Raw genomic sequence first — 17214 nt, forward strand, 5'->3', positions numbered from 1 at the left:
GCGCCCCAAGATCAACAGGGCACGCCCGCGGGCGGGACTTCGCAGTGGTTGACCGGGCCGCCGGAAACGGCCCGGCTCGCGTCAGTAGCGCTCGATGAACAGATCGATCGCAGGACTCAGCGCGCCGCGCCAGCGCTGCGCCAGGGACTCCTCCCAGCGCGGATCCACCTCGCGGGCCGTCTCCACCATGCAGTTCAGCCACACCCCGTAGAGTTCCGGTGCCACCGGTACGCGGCCATGACGGCTATGCACCTCGGCCATCTTTTCCATGGTCGGGGCCACGAAGCTCTCGCCCTCGGCGTAGCTGATCGCGGTGGAAACCGCCTGGCCCAGGGCCCGTTTCTGCTGCGACCAGTTGGTGGTCGTGAACGCCTGCGCCACCCGCTCGTCGGCGGCGAGAAAACGTTCGTAGAAGCGATCCACGAAGTTGCCGGCCCGCCGACAACGCCCGTAGCTCTGGTGAACATCGGAGTAGCTCATCAAAACCCCCATTCCCGAAAAAGCGCGATTCTACCGGGATTGCTCCGAGGGGGGCTAATCCAGATCACCCCCGGGAGCAGGAACACATCAGGGTTTCCCAGCTACAGAGGACGGCCATCAACGTCCCTCGAGAACCCCTGCGTACTGGATACCGGCGAGACGTGCGAGATCGCGATCGAACGTGGTCAGATCATTCGGCCCGAAGTCCTCCAGACTGGAATGCCCACAGGCCCGCGCCAGTACTTTCATCAACTCGGTAGAACCGTTCAGGAAGCGCTCCAGCCGCTCGCTCCCCTCCTGCGGGTCCAGCCGGCTGCGCAGTTTCGGATCCTGGGTCGCGACACCACTGGGGCACTGATTGGTATGGCACATCCGCGCACTCACGCAGCCCACGGCCTGGATCGCCGAATTGGCGAGGGCAATCCCGTCCGCACCGAGGGCCAGGGCCTTCACGAAGTCCGCGGGCGTACGCAGCCCACCGGTGACCAGCAGCGTCACCCGTCCAGTGGCCCCGTTGGCATCGAGAAAGCGCCGCGCCCGTGCCAGCGCCGGGATGGTAGGCACGCTGATGTGATCTCGCAGCAGGGCCGGCGCGGCGCCCGTGCCGCCGCCTCGGCCATCCAGGATCAGGTAGTCGGCGCCAGCCTCCAGGGCAAAGGCCAGATCCGCCTCGATGTGGTTGGCGGACAGCTTGAATCCGATCGGCACACCCCCAGTCTTCTCGCGTACCGCGTCCGCAAACCGGCGAAAATCGTCCGGGCTTTGCAGATCGGCATGGGCAGCGGGTGAATGGGCATCCTGCCCCGCCTCGATCCCACGCACCCGCGCAATCTCGTCACTTACCTTGCTGCCCGGAAGAACCCCGCCCAGCCCGGTCTTCGCCGCCTGGCCGGCCTTGAAGTGAAACGCCTGAATCTGGTCCAGCACCTCGTCCGAATAGCCAAACTGCGCCGGCCCCAACTCGAACAGGTAGCGCGAATTCTCTGCCTGCTCGGCGTCCAGCATGCCCCCCTCGCCGGAGCAGATACCGGTCCCGGCCCGCTCTGCCCCGCGCGCCAGGGCGATCTTTGCCTCGCGCGAAAGCGCACCAAAGCTCATGTCCGACACCAGCAGCGGAATCGCCAGCTCCAGCGGGCGCTTCGCCTCGGGGCCGATCACCAGCGAGGTGCCCACGTCGGCATCTTCGTCGAGCGGGCGTGTGGCCAGTTGCGCCGCCAGGAGCTGCAGCCCGTCCCACGCGGGCAACCGATCGCGCGGGACACCCATGGCCACCGTTGTGCCATGGCGTCCCACCCCCTCCAGCCCGTCGCGGGCCAGGGCGTGAATCCACTCGACATGCGGTTCAACCGCGCTGTTACGGGGACTCGGGGCCTGATCGCCCTGATCCGATGCCTCGGAATCCCCTTCCGCCGCGCTCGCGGGCTGACCCACCGCGTCCTGATCGAATTGCGCATGCGTCCCGTCGCAGTACGGCAGATTGCCGGACTGCTTGCACTGACACAGGTACGCCTCGCCGTCCTCTTCCGCCGTGAAAATCAACGGCTCGATGCCGGAGCCCTCGTGCGACCCATCGCAGAAAGGCTGATCCTTCGAGCGCCCACAGCGACAGAACGCATACTCCTCGCCCTTTGTCAGTTCCACTCCCCGGGGTTCCACTGCGGCGATAATCGGTTCAGCCATCGGATGCTCCTTGCGCTCGGTTTGAATCGTCCTCATCTGTGACAGTGAAAATCGCACAAATTTCCGAATCCTCGCCGGCGCCGTATGATGACGTCGTCGCATCCAGCCCCGGGGAACATCATGAGCACCGCCGACCACCGCCATACCCGCCGCGATTACACCCGCGCCGAACTTCGCCGCGGCGACCTGCACCAAAACCCGCTCAGCCTGCTGAATGAGTGGCTGGAGGCCGCCCGCGAAGCCGGCAACCCGGACCCCACCGCCATGATCCTGGCCACCGCCGACGCCGACGGCCAGCCCTCCGCTCGCACCGTTCTGCTCAAGCACGTCGATCCCGAGGGCCTGGCCTGGTACACCGACTCGCGCAGCCGCAAGGGCCAGGACCTGAGCGAAAACCCGCGGGCCGCCCTGTTGTTCTACTGGCCCGAGACCGAGCGCCAGATCCGGGTCGAAGGCCCGGTCACCGCCCTCCCGGGCGACCTGGCCGATACCTACTTCCACCAGCGCCCGCGCGGCAGCCAGATTGCCGCGGCGGCCTCGACCCAAAGCCACCCGGTCGCCGGCCGCGACGAACTCGAGCAGCGTGTACGTTCGCTGGAGCAGCAATACCCGGAGGGCGACATTCCGCGCGACCCCGCCTGGATCGGCTACCGCCTGCAGCCCGAACTGTTCGAATTCTGGCAGGGCCGCCCCAATCGGCTGCACGACCGGTTCCAATACCACCGTGCGGGAAGCGACTGGGAAATCACCCGCCTGATGCCTTAGAGAGACGCTGATCCGCGCATCCCCGGCCCGGCTACCGCTCGGCCAACCGAATCTGCTAGGATTCGCTCCGTCGTGGCGGTTCGACCCCGCATGACAAGAAGATTCGGAGAGGTGCCGGAGTGGTCGAACGGGGCGGTCTCGAAAACCGTTGTACTCTCGCGAGTACCGAGGGTTCGAATCCCTCCCTCTCCGCCAGATTCAAGCAAAGGGGCCCGAGTGGCCCCTTTTGCATGTCTGGCCTCTGCAGTTTCGGGGTTCGAACCCGAGGAATCGAAAATGACGGTTCGACCGGCAGCGCGCAGCGATGCCAGAACGTCGCCGCAGGCGACGACCCGAAGGGCGAGGCGCGAAGTGCCGAGTAATCCCTTCCTCTCCGCCAGATTCAAGCACAGGGGCCCGAGTGGCCCCTTTTGCATGGTTAGCCCAGACGCGCGGGGATTCGAACCCGAGAAATCGGAAACAATGGTTCGACCGATGGCGCGCACGCGACACCGGAACGCCGCAGAAAAGCGAAAGCGGCCAGCCGCGCTGCCCGTAATCCCTCCCCCTCCGCCAGATTCCGCAAGCGCCTCTCATGTCACATGCGACCGTCTCACAGGCACAAAAAAAGCGGCCCGGTTTCCCGAGGCCGCTTTCTTGTTATTCAAAGCTGGTGGGCGGTACTAGGTTCGAACTAGTGACCCCTGCCGTGTGAAGGCAGTGCTCTACCGCTGAGCTAACCGCCCGAAGCGCGGACAAGATTAGGGTTCAAGCGAGCGAACGTCAAGCGTTGCATGCCGAATATCCCGCTCCCATCGCCCCCTTCGCCAGGAGACCTGGCACCGCCCCCGGTTGCCAGCCCGCCCCCCTTGCCAGACAATGCCCAACCTCGGAGAGGTGGCAGAGTGGTCGATTGCACCGGTCTTGAAAACCGGCAGGGGTGAAAGCCCCTCGAGGGTTCGACAAGGCGGCGCAGCCGCCGCAGGACGTTGCCGCCAGGCAACGCCCGGAGGGTGAGGACCGCAGGTCCGAATCTATCCCTCCCTCTCGTGGCCGCCAGGCCACGCGGGCCACCCTCGGTTGCCAGCCCGCCCTTCTTGCCAGACAATGCCCAGCCCCGGAGAGGTGGCAGAGTGGTCGATTGCACCGGTCTTGAAAACCGGCAGGGGTGAAAGCCCCTCGAGGGTTCGAATCCCTCCCTCTCCGCCATTCCCACCGTCCCGGCCACAGTCATCTCCCGACTACGCCAAGCAACCCCACCTCTCGCGACTTCCTCGCAATACATAGCCCATCTAATATGCGTCATATAGAACAAGTTAGATAGAAGAAAATGGACTGACCGCCTATAATCTGGCGCTACTTTCGCGACTGCGCCCGCGCATCCGACCGGGCCCAGCACCGGCTGCCAGTATTGTGACGACGGCCCTGGCAAGCCCCGGCCCGGACTGCCCTTGGGCCCATTGCATCGGTTCCGGCCGTCGTCAACCCCACGAACTGGCCAAGCGAGCGACCCGATGAATTCGATTCTGCTGCGAGTGTTCCCCTTCCTCAGCTGGCGCCCGACGAAGCAAACCCTCAATGCGGACCTCATCGCCGGGATCTCGGTCGCCCTGGTCCTGATCCCGCAGTCCATGGCCTATGCCCAGCTGGCCGGGCTGCCGCCGGTGTACGGGCTTTACGCCTCCCTCCTGCCCGTCATGGTCGCCGCGCTGTGGGGTTCATCGAACCAGCTCGCCACCGGCCCAGTCGCCGTGGTCTCGCTGCTTACCGCCTCGGCGCTGATACCGCTGGCCGCCGAGGGCTCGTCCGAATTTGTCATGCTGGCCATTGCCCTGGCATTCATCGTGGGCCTGATCCAGTTGATGCTGGGGTTGTTCAAGCTTGGCGCGCTGGTCAGCTTTATTTCGCATCCGGTCATCGTCGGCTTCACCAATGCCGCGGCCATCATCATCGCCCTGTCGCAGTTGAACAAGATCATCGGCGTCCCGATTGATACCAGCGGCCACTTCATGCTGGGCCTCTGGGGCGTGATGACGGAATTGGGCAGCGTCCACTGGCCCACACTGGCGTTCGGCCTCGGCGCCATTGGCCTGATGGTGCTGATGAAACGGTTCGTGCCGAAGATCCCGGGGGTACTAGTCGCCGTAGTCGTGGCGATCCTGGTGAGCTGGGCAATCGGCTACGAGCAGAAGGCCGAGACGTCCCTTCAGCAGATCGCCCCGGCCCAGGTTCTGACTCTCGCACAGTCCATCGAGAGCGATGGCAAGCGCCTCGCCGATCTCGACGAGCAGATCCGCCGGCTGGAAGCAGAGCTCCAGGAACAGGAGGGCGCCGAGGCCGTGCGCCTGCGCCACGAGGCCGACCAGCTGCGTCTGCAGCGCGATGAACTGCGCCCCGAACTTGCCGGCATGCGCGAGGAGATCCGCGACATCACGCTGCGTCGCGTCCCCGGCGAGAATGATCAGCCTGCGCGGTTCATTGCAGACGATCACCTGACCGATGCCGAACGTGCACGCGCCGATCGCGCCGCATGGCGCATCGAACGGGTCGGTGAAGATTCCGTTCATCTGAATGGCGGCGGCGCCGTAGTGGGCAATGTGCCCCAGGGCCTCCCCGGGTTCTCGATCCCGGATATCACCTTCGGCACCTTCACCACGCTGCTGACCACCGCCTTCGTCATCGCGCTGGTGGGCTTCACCGAGGCCATCGCGATCGCCAAGGCCATGGCGGCACGGACCGGGCAGCGCCTGGACCCCAGCAAGGAGTTGATGGGTCAGGGTCTGGCGAACATCGCCGGCGGCTTCACTCAGGGTTACCCGGTAAGCGGCTCGTTCTCGCGATCAGCGGTCAACCTGAATTCGGGCGCCAAGACCGGCCTGGCCTCGGTCTTTACCGCGGTGATCATCGGCCTGGCCCTGCTGTTCCTGACGCCGCTGATTTATCACCTGCCACAGGCGGTCCTCGCTGCGATCATCATGATGGCGGTTGCCGGGCTCGTGAACTTCAAGGCCATCAAGCACGCATGGGTGGCCAACAAGCACGATGGCGCTGCCGCGGTGGTGACCTTCGTTGCGACCCTCGCAATGGCTCCGAACCTGGACTACGGCATCCTCACCGGTGCCGGTCTGGCCATCGTGCTGTATCTGTACCGCACCATGAAGCCGCGCGTCTCGGAACTGGCACGCTACGAGGACGGCACCCTGCGCGAGGCCCAGCGCTACGGCCTGGAGACCAACGAGAAGGTCGGCATCATGCGCTTCGATGGGTCGTTGTACTTCGCCAACGTGCCCTACTTCGAAGATGCCGTACTGGACCTGCTGGCCCGCCACCCACAATCCAAATATCTGATCGTCGTCGGCAAGGGCATCAACGAGATCGACGCCTCCGGCGAAGAGGTCATCCATCAACTGGTGCACCGCCTCAAGGCGCGCGGCATCACGCTCGTGTTCGCCGGCGTCAAGGCCCAGATCATGGAGGTCATGCAGCGCACGGGGCTGGACGACATCATCGGCAAGGACAACATCTTCAAGTCCACCGACCATGCGGTGAAGACCATCTCGGAAAAGGTCGGCGAGCCGATCAAGTAACCCGCGCCGGGCCGATCACCGCGTGATCGGCCCGCATGCCCTGAAACCGCAAGGGAAACGCTGCAACCGGGAACGCTTGTCGCTACACTGTGCTTGTTTCGAATCCAATGAGGAGTTGACCCGTGTCCCGAGACCAGATCGTCCGCTCGAGTCGCAATCCGTCCAGCACTGGTTCCATCAGCGAGACCATCTCCACCAACAAGGTGATCCGGCAGACCTACATGCTGCTGTCGCTCACCCTGGCGTTCAGCGCGATCACTGCGTTCATCGCCATGGCGGTCAACGCGCCGCCGGTGCACTGGATCATCATGCTGGGGGTGCTGATCGGCGGCCCGTTCGCCATCCACGCCGCGCGCAACTCGGCGCTGGGCATCGTGTTGACCTTCGCCTTCACCGGCGTACTGGGCTTCTTCCTCGGCCCGATCCTGAGCATGTACCTGGGTCTGCCGAACGGGCCACAGATCGTCGGCAACGCCTTCGCCGCCACTGCGGTCGCGTTTGTCACGCTTTCCGGCTACGCCCTGGCCACCAAGAAGGACTTCAGCTTCCTCGGCGGCTTCCTGGTCGTCGGCCTGATCGTCGCCCTGCTGGCCATCGTCGCCAACCTGTTCCTGGCGATCCCGGCCCTGTCGCTGGCCATCTCGGCCGCGGTTGTCCTGCTGCTGTCGGCCGCCATCCTGTTCGACACCAGCCGGATGATTCACGATCCCGAGGCCAACTACATCGTGATGACGGTCTCGCTGTACGCGAACCTCTATGTGATGTTCCTGCACCTGCTGAACCTGTTCCACGCCTTCATGGGCGACAACTAGGGTTCCGCGCTGCACAGCACGGCAGGAATGCGTTCCAGGGCCCCGCACAGCGGGGCCCTTTTCATTGGACACCATCTTCATTGAATACGGATACACGCCGATCATGAGCCACCTTCAACGCGGCGTCTTTCTCGATCTCGCCACGGTCGACCGCGACGATCTTGACCTGACCGAACTCCGGGCCAGCCTTCCCGAGTGGTCCTTCCACGAGCACACCGAGCCGGGTCAGCGGCTGGGCCGGATCGGTGATGCCGAGGTGATCGTCACCAACAAGGTCGAGCTGAATGCGGAGGTACTGGCCGCAGCCCCTCGCCTGCGACTCGTCTGCGTCGCCGCCACCGGAACCAACAATATCGACGAGGAAGCAGCCCACCGCCTGGGTATCGTCGTCAGCAATGCGCGCGACTACGCCACCGACTCCGTGGTGCAGCACGTCTTCACCCTGCTGCTGACGCTGGTCACCCAACTGGACGCCTACCGCGCGGACATTCGCGCCGGTCGCTGGAGCGCCTCCGATCAGTTCTGTCTCCTCGACCACCCCATCGGCACGGTGGCCGGAATGCGCCTCGGCATCATCGGCTGGGGCGTACTGGGCCGGGCCACCGCGCGCGTCGCCGAGGCCTTTGGCATGGAGGTGCTGGTCGCCGAGAGCCTGAATCCGGACCGCGCAGCACAAGAGGATCGCGTGCCGCTGGAACGGTTGCTGGGACAATGCGACGTCATCAGCCTGCACTGCCCCCTGACCGCGACGACCCGGCACCTCATCGATGATGCCGCCCTGCGCCAGATGCGTCCGGGGGCCCTGCTGCTGAACACCGCCCGGGGTGGCCTGGTCGATCCCGAGGCCCTGGCCAGGTACCTGCGCAGCGCGCATCTCGGCGGCGCCGGCATCGACGTACTGGAACCGGAACCCCCACCGGCGGATCACCCCCTGCTGGCCGACGATATCCCCAACCTCGTCCTCACGCCCCACACCGCCTGGGCCGCGCGAACCGCCCGACAGCGGGTGATCGACGAGGTTACGGCCAATATCCACGGCTTCGCGAGCGACCAGCCGCGCAACGTGGTGGAGTAACCCACATGGATTCGGAAGCCCTGCAAAAACGCATCGAGGATCTGGAGATCCGCCTGGCCCATCAGGAATACACCCAGGAGGAGCAGGCCCGCGTGCAACTGGAGCTGCAACAGGCCAATACCGAGCTGCGCCAGCAGGTCCAGTGGCTGCGCGATCGCATGCGCGACCTCGAGGAGCACGGCGGCGGGCCGGAGGGCGCCGAACCACCCCCGCCGCACTACTGACGCCCATGCCACTCACCGTACGCGCGGCCCCCGGCCACGAGTCCGCCGCCAACGCACTGCGCCAGGCCTTGGCGGCGCGCGGCTACGCCCATGCCGGGGAAGCCACGCTCGTGCTGGAGACGGGAGACCGCGGGCTCGAACTGGTCCGCGAGGACGTACACCCGCCGCTGCGACTGCAGCTGGACTTTGCCGCCGGGCGCCAGGGCTACCGCCTCGCCCATGCCGGTCACCAGCGCGAGGGCCTGATCCGCGCCTTCGGCAGACTCCCGCGTGACGGTCATGTGCTGGATGCCTCCGCCGGCCTGGGCCGCGACACCCTCCTGCTGGCCGCGCACGGCTTCCGGGTCACGGCCTGGGAGCGGCATCCCGTGGTGTACCACCTGCTCGCCGACGCGCTGGAACGCGCGGCGGCCAGTCCGGAACTCGCGCCCATCATCGGACGCATCACCCTGCACGAGGGGAAGGCCGATCCAGCGCATCTCGCCGTCCCGGCAATGGCCGCGGTCTTCGATCCCATGTTCCCGGAACGGGCCAAGCGGGCCGCGGTGAAAAAGGACATGCAGCTGATGCAGGCGCTGATGCCCGAGGCGGCCGACCCCGACGCGGAGCAAACCCTGGCCACCCTGCGCCAGAACGTGGAACGTCGCGTCATCGTCAAGCGCCCGCTGCATGCGCCCGCCCTCGGTCCCGACTCGCCCCAGGCGAGCATCAAGGGCAAGAGCGTGCGCTTTGACCTCTACCCTGCCATCACCCTCGCGAAGGTGGAGGACGGCTGACTCAGACCGTCCAGGCCGGACACGGTTTTCCGCGTCCGCAGAGGCACCCGCATAGCGAGTTGGCGCCTGCCGGAACCACGTCACCCCTGGGGCCCGGTGAAAGAGCCAGGGCCGCTTGGGAGGTCACCTTCACGGTCTGCCCAGGATCAGTTGGTCATCCCCGGCGAAGCGATAGTCGGGGATGGGCAGGTTGCGCCGGGCCGATTGATCCGCATATACGCGGCCGGCGCCGTCGTAACGTCCGCCCCGGCAGCGGTCGACAAAGCCACCGCTCCAGCCGTCGGCCTCGTCCGGGTGGACCAGGTCCAGCTCGCAACCCAGATCCGCACTTTCGCCGATCACCACCAGCCACTCGGGCCGGAAGCTGCGCAATGGCCGATCCAGCCCGTCCGGTTGCTGGCCGCGGCGGGCCTCCGGGTCGACCAGCTCGTCATCACCGGCCAGGGCGGCCTGCCACGCAGCATCGCGATGGACCACAAGCACGTGGCGGCTACCGTGAATCACACGCAGGGCCTCGCCCGGGGCAATCTCGGCAAGATCCACCCGCAGCGTCTCGCCACGGCTATCGCCCGGTCCGGAAAAGGCGTACCGGAGCATCACCCCAACCAGCAGCAGGGCGGCCCCGAGAACCATCAGTTTGATCAGGGCGCGGATGCGTACCCGAGTCAGCGAGTCGTTTGTTGCGTGCACCTGGTATCCCCGTTCGCGTCCGGAACCCCCCGGAACCCGCGTCGAAATCGCTTTGCCTGAGACGGACGCACGCCTACACTATGCAGCATGAATGAACCCAAACGCTCCAGTCGCACCTACGTAGGCCTGTACAACGATATGTACGCCGGCATGACCCCCATCGGCAATTTCATCCGCGATGCCTGGGTATTCGGCATCCTCCCGGAGGACGAAACCTGCGATGGCTGGGATGTCTCGCGCATCCAGATGCTGCATGACCAGGTCAACGCCGAGTGGGACAAATACAGCCTGCGCATCAGCAACCTCCCGCCCGAGCTGCGCGAGCGCCATGAGCGCATCCATAACGAAGCCATCGAGCGCGCCCGCGAGCACGGCTGGGTCGCCGGCCAGGACATCGACAGCGAGATGGGCGACGACGCCTGATGGGGGCCAGCGAACCGCTGATTCGCCCCCTTGTTGTCATCGCTGCCCTGCTGGGAGGGACTGCCGTCGTCCTCGGCGCCTTCGGCGCCCACGCCCTGCAGGAACGCCTGACGGAACAGGCCCTCGCGACCTGGCATACCGGCGTCCAGTATCACTTCATCCATGCCCTGGCCCTGCTGCTGGTCGCGGCGTTGTGGGCCCACCTGGCCAACGGCTGGGCCGCTGCCAGTGCTGTGGCGTTCGTGATCGGCATCCTGCTGTTCTCTGGGAGCCTGTATGCCCTGGCGCTCGGCGCACCCCGTATCCTCGGCGCGATCGCACCGCTGGGCGGCACCGCGTTTATCCTCGGCTGGGCCGGGTTGGCCATTGCCGCCTGGCGCAGCTGACCTATAATCACGGCGCAGCCACTCCCCTCTTCCCGACCGTATCGAGATCCCCATGAGCCAGACCTCCTTCGCCGTATTCGCCGAAAACACCCTGGACGACATCCAGACCCGCCTCACCGAGCAAAGCGCGCTGGACGACCTGGACATTGACCTGATCGACGGCGTGATGACGGTCGAATTCGACGATGGCGCCCAGTTGATCCTGAACCGCCAGGAGGCCGCACAGCAGATCTGGCTCTCCTCGCCCGAAGGACCGGCCCATTTCGGCTATTCCGACGAGGAAGGCACCTGGATCGACGATCGTAACGGCGAAGAGCTGCACGCGACCCTGGTGCGGGTCATCGAGCAGAAACTGGGCGTACCCGTCGAGCTCTGATCCGGCGACCACAGGTCGCTGTCAGTCGCCCTTGCCGGCGCCCTTCTTCGAATCGTCCGGGCCCGCGGCCTCGCGTTCCTCCTGCGTTGCGGGCGCCTCTTCCAGCGCCCGCAGATGCGCCTCGACCTCGGCCAGTACCGGGTGGGGCTTGTCCTGCTCCAGCGCCATATCGATCGCCTTGAGCGCCTCCACCGCCTCCGCATCGCCGCGCAGCGGCATGCGCGCGACCCCCAGCGCCAGCATGCGGAACTGGCGGAACACCAGATAGCTGAGCGTCGCCACCACCAGGGCGGCCCACAGGTTGTCCTGGAACCAGAGCCATACCGCTGCCCCGTAGCCCCCGAAGGTCAGCGCGAAGATTCCCAGCGCTACGCGGTGGGAACGGGCAACGATGCCTTCCAGCACTTCACGGTTGCGGATTACGAAGTCACGGTCGAAATGCAAAGGGATGATTCCTTGAGTCAGCGGCGTGGTCAGGGGCGCGGCGGCTGCTGGGCACGCCAGCGTTCGAAGGTCGGATACTCCTCGTAGCCACGGGTCAGGACAAAGTCCAGCACGTTGCGCAGCCGATTCTGGTGGACGACCGAATCGATGCGGATAATTTCTTCGCCGCGCTCGTCGAAGAAAATGAGCGTGGGCGCCCAGTGCACACCCAGTTCCGCGGCCCAGTCTTTTGCGTTGGTGCGGTCGCCACCCGGCGTCAGCACCGGCGTATCGGCATCGTCGGCATCCAGCTGCACCGCATCCATCAGGCCGATGCGCTCCAGCACTTCGTCCTGCTGCAGCGGCTCGGAGTGCATGATATCGCAGGCATGGCAGGCCTCGCGCTCAAAGAACACCACCAGTGGGCGTTCGGCGGGGATTCGGCTCCGATCCAGCGCATACGGCTGGTTGATGAAGAACTCCCGCTGGTTGATGTCGTCGAGATCGAACTTTGGCGGTGGGTCGGCACGCTCCAGATAGTCGCGAAAACTCTCCTCGCGGTCATGCCGGTCAATCACGTATTCCAGCAGCGCGCGGAACCGGTATGGTGGGTAGTAACCGCGCATCTGATGGATGCGCTCGCCGTCCTCGTCGTAAAAGGCAATCGAGGGGGTAAAGTTCAGCCGTTGTTCGGCGGCGTAGCGCCGTTCGAGCCAGGTCTCGCCGTCCAGGTCCGTGACTTCACGTGTGCCCAGCGCGTCGATGGCCACCACATTGAAGTGTGACGCCAGGTACTCGCGGATATCGTCCTGTGCGAAGTTCTTGTCGAACAGCGCCTCGCAATAGGGGCAGTCATCCATGCCGAAGTAGACGGCCAGCCCCATCTTTCCCTGCTCCACCGCGTCTTCCAGGTCCTCGCGCAGATCGAGGAAGCTCAGCTCGAACCAGTCGGGCGTATGCAGCCCAATCGGGCGCGGGGTGTCATCGAACACGATCCCCTCGTCGGATTCGACGGATTCGTCCGCCACAGAGGCGGTCGCGAACAACACCACCATGCCCACCAGCGAGACGACGCTCGCCAGCCAACCCAACCAATTCTTCCTGCCAAGGGCGTTATTCACGTCGAGAAGACTCCCGGTGGACCTCCTATTCGGACGGCGGCTCCATCACCGAGGTTCCCCCGAGATACGGGCGCAGTTTTTCCGGGATGTGGATCGAGCCGTCTGCCTGCTGGTGATTCTCCAGCAGCGCGACCAGGGCCCGGCCCACCGCAACCCCGGACCCGTTGATGGTGTGCACCAGCTCCGGGCGTTCGCCCGCCTTCGGTCGGAAGCGCGCCTGCATGCGGCGCGCCTGGAAGGCCTGGAAGTTGGAGCAAGAGGAGATCTCGCGGTAGGCATCCTGGGCCGGCAGCCAGACTTCCAGGTCATAGGTGCGCGCCGCGGCAAAGCCCATGTCCCCGGCGCTCAGGAGCATCACGCGGTACGGAAGTTCCAGCGCCTGCAAGACCCGCTCGGCATGGCCCAGGAGTTCCTCCAGTGCGGCATCCGAGCTCTCCGGCTGCACGATCTGCACCAGCTCCACCTTCTCGAACTGGTGCTGCCGGATCAGGCCGCGCACGTCGCGCCCATAGCTGCCCGCCTCGGAACGAAAACACGGGGTGTGGGCCACCATCTTCAGCGGCAAGGCCTCGGCATCGAGGATCTGCTCGCGCACCAGGTTGGTCAGGGTGACCTCGGCGGTGGGGATCAGACGGTAGCGCTGGTCACAGTCGACCGAGAACAGGTCATCGTCGAACTTCGGCAACTGCCCGGTCCCCTCCAGCGATTCGGGATTGGCCAGATAGGGGACGTAGGTCTCCTGGTAGCCGTGTTCGCCAGTATGGAGATCGAGCATGAACTGGGTCAGTGCCCGGTGCAGGCGCGCCATCTGACCGCGCATCACCACGAAACGCGAACCGGCCACCCGCACTGCGGCCTCGAAGTCCAGCCAGCCACCGGGCAGCCCCAGGTCCACGTGATCGCGCGGCGTGAAATCGAAGTTCCGCGGGGTCCCCTCGCGGCGGACCTCGACGTTGTCTTTCTCGTCCAGTCCGTCGGGCACGTCCGCCTGCGGCAGATTCGGGATCTGCATCAGCATCGCATCCAGCTCCTGCTGGACCCCGTGCAGATCGGTCTCGCACTGCTTGAGCTCGTCGCCCAGGCGCCCGACCTCGGCCTTCAGCGGCTCAATGTCCTCGCCCCGCGCCTTCGCCTGCCCGATACCCTTGGAGCGAGTGTTGCGGTCGGCCTGCAGCTCCTGGGTGCGTACCTGCAACGCCTTGCGCCGGGCCTCCAGGGCCTTGAAGCGTTCGCGGTCCAGGGTATAGCCACGGCGTTCCAGCGCGGTGGCAGTCGCATCCAGGTCCTGGCGCAGGCTGTGGATATCAAGCATGACGGATTTCCGGCAAGGGGTGGAAAGAACGACGGGGAAGTCTACGGTTGCCGCCCCGTGGCGTCCACGGTCGCGGCCAATGCCCTCACGAGGCGACCGGCCCGACCCCCAGCAGGAATCGAGTTCCGTGGAGCCCCGCTGCCGCAGCCAGCACGCAGACCAGCAGGCTCGCGAGCATGTAGCCCAGTGCACGCGCCCAGGCGCCTACATCTACCATGTGAACGACTTCCAGGGAGAAGGTGGAAAATGTCGTAAAGCCACCCAGCACCCCGACGACCAGCAACAAGCGCCAGGCAGGGTGCAGTTCCAGGCGCTCCACCAGCACCACGGCCAGCACACCGATCAGGAACGAGCCGAGGATGTTGATGCTCAACGTACCCCAGGGAAAGGCACGCCCGAAGTGCGCCACCATCCACTCCTGCATCCCCAGCCGCAGTGCCGAGCCCAGCGCACCGCCTGCCGCCACTGCCAGATACGAGCCCAGCCCAATGCCCATCATCACGTCCCGCTTGCGGAAAAGACCCACAGTTTATGCGATCACCTCGCACGGACCCAGCAGACCCCTACCATCGAGGCCATGAGCGCCCATCCCGCCACACCGCCGACCGAGGCCGCCGCACAGGCGCTGGCCGCGGTCATTGAGGGTCTGACCACCGAGCTGCCCTCGGACGCCCTGGTGGTCGAGGCCGCGGAACGCCGAGCCTACGAGTGCGACGGCCTCTCCGCCTACCGCCAGATCCCCGGGGCCGTGGCCCTGCCACGAACCCACGAGGAACTGCTGACCTGCCTGCGGCTCTGTCGCGAGCACGGGGTCCCGATCGTGCCGCGCGGGGCTGGCACCGGGCTGTCCGGCGGCGCCCTGCCCAGCGAGACTGGGCTGCTGCTGTCCCTGGCGCGCTTCAATCGCATCCTGGAGATCGATGCCGACAACCGCTGCGCGGTCGTCCAGCCCGGCGTGCGCAACCTCGCGATCTCCGAGGCGGCAGCCCCGCAAGGGCTCTACTACGCACCCGACCCGTCCTCGCAGATCGCGTGTTCCATCGGCGGCAACGTGGCCGAGAACGCGGGAGGCGTGCATTGCCTGAAGTACGGACTCACCGTGCACAACGTGATCGGGCTGGAGCTGGTCACCCTGGAGGGCGAGATCATCCGCCTCGGCGGCAAGACGCTGGATAGTGCCGGATTGGACCTGCTCGCCTTCATGGTTGGCTCGGAGGGCATGCTGAGCATCGTGACCGAAGTCACCGTGCGCCTGCTGCCCCGGCCCGAGCGCACCCAGGTCCTGCTGGCCAGCTTTGACCAGGCCGAGGCCGCCGGACGCGCAGTGGCAGGCATCATCGCGGCCGGACTGATTCCCGCCGGGCTGGAAATGATGGACAACGCTGCCATCCGCGCTGCGGAGGACTTCGTCCACGCCGGCTACCCGGTGGAGGCGGCCGCGATCCTCTTGTGCGAGCTCGACGGCACCAACGCCGAGGTCTCCGAGGACGTCATGGTGGTACGCCAGAAGCTCCTGGATCTGGGCGCCACCGAGGTGCACACCGCCCGTGACGACGCCGAACGCGCATTGTTCTGGGCCGGGCGCAAGGCCGCGTTCCCTGCCGCCGGGCGAATCTCGCCGGACTACTACTGCATGGACGGGACCATCCCGCGCCACCAGATCGGGACGGTGCTGGAACGAATCAACACCCTGTCGCGCGAGGTTGGCCTCGGCGTGTGCAACGTGTTCCACGCCGGTGACGGCAACCTGCATCCACTGATCCTCTACGACGCCAACCAGTCCGGGCAACTGGAAACCGCGGAGGCCTTCGGCCAGCAGATCCTCGAACTCTGCGTCGAGGTCGGTGGCACCGTCACCGGGGAACACGGCGTAGGCGTGGAAAAGCTGGACGGCATGTGCGTGCAGTTCGCCGCGCCGGAACTGGAGCAGTTTCACCACCTGCGCCGCGCGTTCGACCCGCTGGGGCTGCTCAACCCTGGCAAGGCCATCCCCACGCTCGCCCGCTGCGCCGAGTTCGGGCGCCAGCACGTCCACGGTGGGCAGCTGTCGCACCCGGAACTCCCGCGCCTGTAGGATGACATGCTCGACCCAACCGAGCTGAGCCTCCGATGCCCAGGGCCACCCTTGCAACCGCGCTGGCCGACGACTTCTCCGGAGCCGTCGACGCCACGCTGAGCGCCCTGCAGGCGTTGATCCCGCTGGACATGTGGATGCTCACACGGGTCGAGTCCGACGACTGGGTGGTATTGCACACCCACGGCCACGCACCGCGCATCCGCCCCGGGGCTGCATTCAGCTGGCAGCACTCCTACTGCGTGCACATGAATGCCGGAGATGGACCGAACATCGCCGCGGACGCACGCACGGTTCCAGCCTATGCCAGTGCCCCGATCAATGAGGTCGCAACGATTGGCTGCTACATCGGGTTCCCGCTGTACGATGCCGATGGCGAACTCTTCGGCACGCTTTGCGGATTGCATCCCGAACCCATGGACTCCGCCATCGAACACCATGAGCCGGTCGTTCGTGCCCTGGCAGGTTCGCTGGGGCACCTGCTGCGCCTCAGCCAGCGCGCCGAGGGGCTGGACCGGCTGCGGCAGCACGCGGCCCTGGCCGCCCACGGTGACCCCCTGACCGGCGTGCTCAACCGCCACGGCTGGGAGCTCGCGCTGGACGCGGAGGAGACCCGCTGCCAACAGAGCGGCCAACCCGCCGGCATCATCCTGTTCGATCTCTTCCCCGGGGACTCGAGCGTGGACAGCACGGGCATTCAGGATGACACCGAACTGGTTCGCGCGATCCTCGCCCTGCAGGGCCTGGCAGGCCCCACCGACCTGATCGGTCGACTCGGTGGCACCCGCTTCGGCCTGCTCGCGATCGACCTGAGGGAGCAACCCCTGGCGGCGCGGGCGCGACACATCCGCCAGGCCCTGTCCGCAAAGGCCATCCCCGCGGCCATTGGCCACGCCATGCGCGAACCCGGTGCCGGAAGCCTGGAACACGCACTGAAGCGCGCGGAACGCGAACTGCGACCGGCAGCGCGACCCGCGATCTCCTAGACTTTTTCCATCCTGCGCGGCGAACCGCCGCCCCACCGTCTCGAC

General features: G+C 66.1%; 18 protein-coding genes, 4 tRNA genes and 1 other RNA gene. 15 read left to right on the plus strand and 8 right to left on the minus strand.

The annotated features are described in order from the left end of the window. Positions 1–81 precede the first annotated feature (81 nt). Positions 82–480: a globin gene (locus tag D573_RS0110740; RefSeq protein ID WP_018938586.1), complete on the minus strand. Its 399-nt coding sequence runs from the start codon at positions 478–480 to the stop codon at positions 82–84. Between the two features lie 117 nt (positions 481–597). Beyond that, the gene (locus D573_RS0110745; protein ID WP_018938585.1) at positions 598–2160 is read right to left on the minus strand and encodes a glutamate synthase-related protein; all 1563 of its coding nucleotides are present in this window, start codon (positions 2158–2160) and stop codon (positions 598–600) included. Between the two features lie 120 nt (positions 2161–2280). On the opposite strand from D573_RS0110745, the gene pdxH reads away from it, so the two are divergent. The 3 genes from pdxH to D573_RS14350 all read left to right on the plus strand — a co-directional run bounded on the left by pdxH (position 2281) and on the right by D573_RS14350 (position 3304). Further along, positions 2281–2925, plus strand: coding sequence for a pyridoxamine 5'-phosphate oxidase (pdxH, locus tag D573_RS0110750; protein ID WP_018938584.1), 645 nt, complete (start codon positions 2281–2283; stop codon positions 2923–2925). A gap of 105 nt (positions 2926–3030) precedes the next feature. Further along, positions 3031–3120 (plus strand) — tRNA-Ser (locus D573_RS0110755). A 41-nt stretch (positions 3121–3161) separates the two neighbouring features. Then, positions 3162–3304, plus strand: a non-coding RNA gene (locus tag D573_RS14350) — RtT sRNA. Positions 3305–3575: 271 nt separating this feature from the next. Here the strand turns inward: D573_RS14350 and D573_RS0110760 are convergent. Continuing rightward, positions 3576–3650, minus strand: a tRNA-Val gene (locus tag D573_RS0110760). A gap of 145 nt (positions 3651–3795) precedes the next feature. Here D573_RS0110760 and D573_RS14595 point away from each other — a divergent pair. The 7 genes from D573_RS14595 to D573_RS0110790 all read left to right on the plus strand — a co-directional run bounded on the left by D573_RS14595 (position 3796) and on the right by D573_RS0110790 (position 9378). Next, positions 3796–3955 (plus strand) — tRNA-Ser (locus D573_RS14595). A 68-nt stretch (positions 3956–4023) separates the two neighbouring features. Then, positions 4024–4113: transfer RNA gene (locus tag D573_RS0110765), tRNA-Ser, on the plus strand. A 305-nt stretch (positions 4114–4418) separates the two neighbouring features. Next, positions 4419–6491, plus strand: a complete 2073-nt coding sequence (locus D573_RS0110770; protein WP_018938583.1) for a SulP family inorganic anion transporter — start codon at positions 4419–4421, stop codon at positions 6489–6491. Positions 6492–6613: 122 nt separating this feature from the next. Further along, positions 6614–7303 carry a Bax inhibitor-1/YccA family protein gene (locus D573_RS0110775; RefSeq protein WP_018145549.1) on the plus strand — a complete coding sequence of 230 codons (690 nt, stop codon included), beginning with the start codon at positions 6614–6616 and terminating at the stop codon, positions 7301–7303. A gap of 103 nt (positions 7304–7406) precedes the next feature. Then, positions 7407–8378: a D-2-hydroxyacid dehydrogenase gene (locus D573_RS0110780; RefSeq protein WP_018938582.1), complete on the plus strand. Its 972-nt coding sequence runs from the start codon at positions 7407–7409 to the stop codon at positions 8376–8378. Positions 8379–8383: 5 nt separating this feature from the next. Beyond that, positions 8384–8602 (plus strand): SlyX family protein, encoded by a 219-nt coding sequence (locus D573_RS0110785; RefSeq protein WP_018145547.1) that lies wholly within the window; start codon positions 8384–8386, stop codon positions 8600–8602. 5 nt (positions 8603–8607) lie between these two features. Further along, positions 8608–9378, plus strand: a complete 771-nt coding sequence (locus D573_RS0110790) for a class I SAM-dependent methyltransferase (protein WP_018169890.1) — start codon at positions 8608–8610, stop codon at positions 9376–9378. 129 nt (positions 9379–9507) lie between these two features. On the opposite strand, the gene D573_RS0110795 is transcribed toward D573_RS0110790, so the two are convergent. After that, a complete protein-coding gene (locus D573_RS0110795; RefSeq protein WP_018938581.1) occupies positions 9508–10068 on the minus strand; it encodes a hypothetical protein in 561 nt (186 codons plus the stop codon). An 87-nt stretch (positions 10069–10155) separates the two neighbouring features. Between D573_RS0110795 and D573_RS0110800 the strand changes: the two genes are divergently transcribed. From D573_RS0110800 to cyaY, 3 genes are read left to right on the plus strand one after another with little or no spacing between them, the layout of a single operon-like run. Next, positions 10156–10491, plus strand: a complete 336-nt coding sequence (locus D573_RS0110800) for a hypothetical protein (RefSeq protein WP_018145544.1) — start codon at positions 10156–10158, stop codon at positions 10489–10491. Then, positions 10491–10877: a DUF423 domain-containing protein gene (locus D573_RS0110805; RefSeq protein ID WP_018938580.1), complete on the plus strand. Its 387-nt coding sequence runs from the start codon at positions 10491–10493 to the stop codon at positions 10875–10877. The genes D573_RS0110800 and D573_RS0110805 overlap by 1 nt, the downstream gene beginning before the upstream one ends. A gap of 52 nt (positions 10878–10929) precedes the next feature. Next, positions 10930–11253: an iron donor protein CyaY gene (gene cyaY, locus D573_RS0110810; RefSeq protein ID WP_018938579.1), complete on the plus strand. Its 324-nt coding sequence runs from the start codon at positions 10930–10932 to the stop codon at positions 11251–11253. 21 nt (positions 11254–11274) lie between these two features. Here the strand turns inward: cyaY and D573_RS0110815 are convergent, their stop codons facing one another. The 4 genes from D573_RS0110815 to crcB all read right to left on the minus strand — a co-directional run bounded on the left by D573_RS0110815 (position 11275) and on the right by crcB (position 14605). After that, entirely contained in the window at positions 11275–11697 is a 423-nt protein-coding gene (locus tag D573_RS0110815) for a hypothetical protein (RefSeq protein ID WP_018938578.1), read from the minus strand. Positions 11698–11726: 29 nt separating this feature from the next. Next, positions 11727–12767, minus strand: a complete 1041-nt coding sequence (locus tag D573_RS0110820) for a thioredoxin fold domain-containing protein (RefSeq protein WP_018938577.1) — start codon at positions 12765–12767, stop codon at positions 11727–11729. 55 nt (positions 12768–12822) lie between these two features. Next, positions 12823–14109: a serine--tRNA ligase gene (gene serS, locus D573_RS0110825; RefSeq protein WP_018938576.1), complete on the minus strand. Its 1287-nt coding sequence runs from the start codon at positions 14107–14109 to the stop codon at positions 12823–12825. Between the two features lie 85 nt (positions 14110–14194). Next, positions 14195–14605: a fluoride efflux transporter CrcB gene (gene crcB / locus D573_RS0110830; RefSeq protein WP_018145538.1), complete on the minus strand. Its 411-nt coding sequence runs from the start codon at positions 14603–14605 to the stop codon at positions 14195–14197. A gap of 81 nt (positions 14606–14686) precedes the next feature. Between crcB and D573_RS0110835 the strand changes: the two genes are divergently transcribed. Both D573_RS0110835 and D573_RS0110840 read left to right on the plus strand, forming a co-directional pair. Continuing rightward, entirely contained in the window at positions 14687–16183 is a 1497-nt protein-coding gene (locus D573_RS0110835) for an FAD-linked oxidase C-terminal domain-containing protein (protein WP_018938575.1), read from the plus strand. A 35-nt stretch (positions 16184–16218) separates the two neighbouring features. Beyond that, complete coding sequence (locus D573_RS0110840) at positions 16219–17169, plus strand: GGDEF domain-containing protein (protein ID WP_018938574.1); 951 nt, start codon at positions 16219–16221, stop codon at positions 17167–17169. Positions 17170–17214 lie beyond the last annotated feature (45 nt).

The organism is Thioalkalivibrio sp. AKL9, from assembly GCF_000377825.1.
Classification (GTDB): Bacteria; Pseudomonadota; Gammaproteobacteria; order Ectothiorhodospirales; family Ectothiorhodospiraceae; genus Thioalkalivibrio; species Thioalkalivibrio versutus.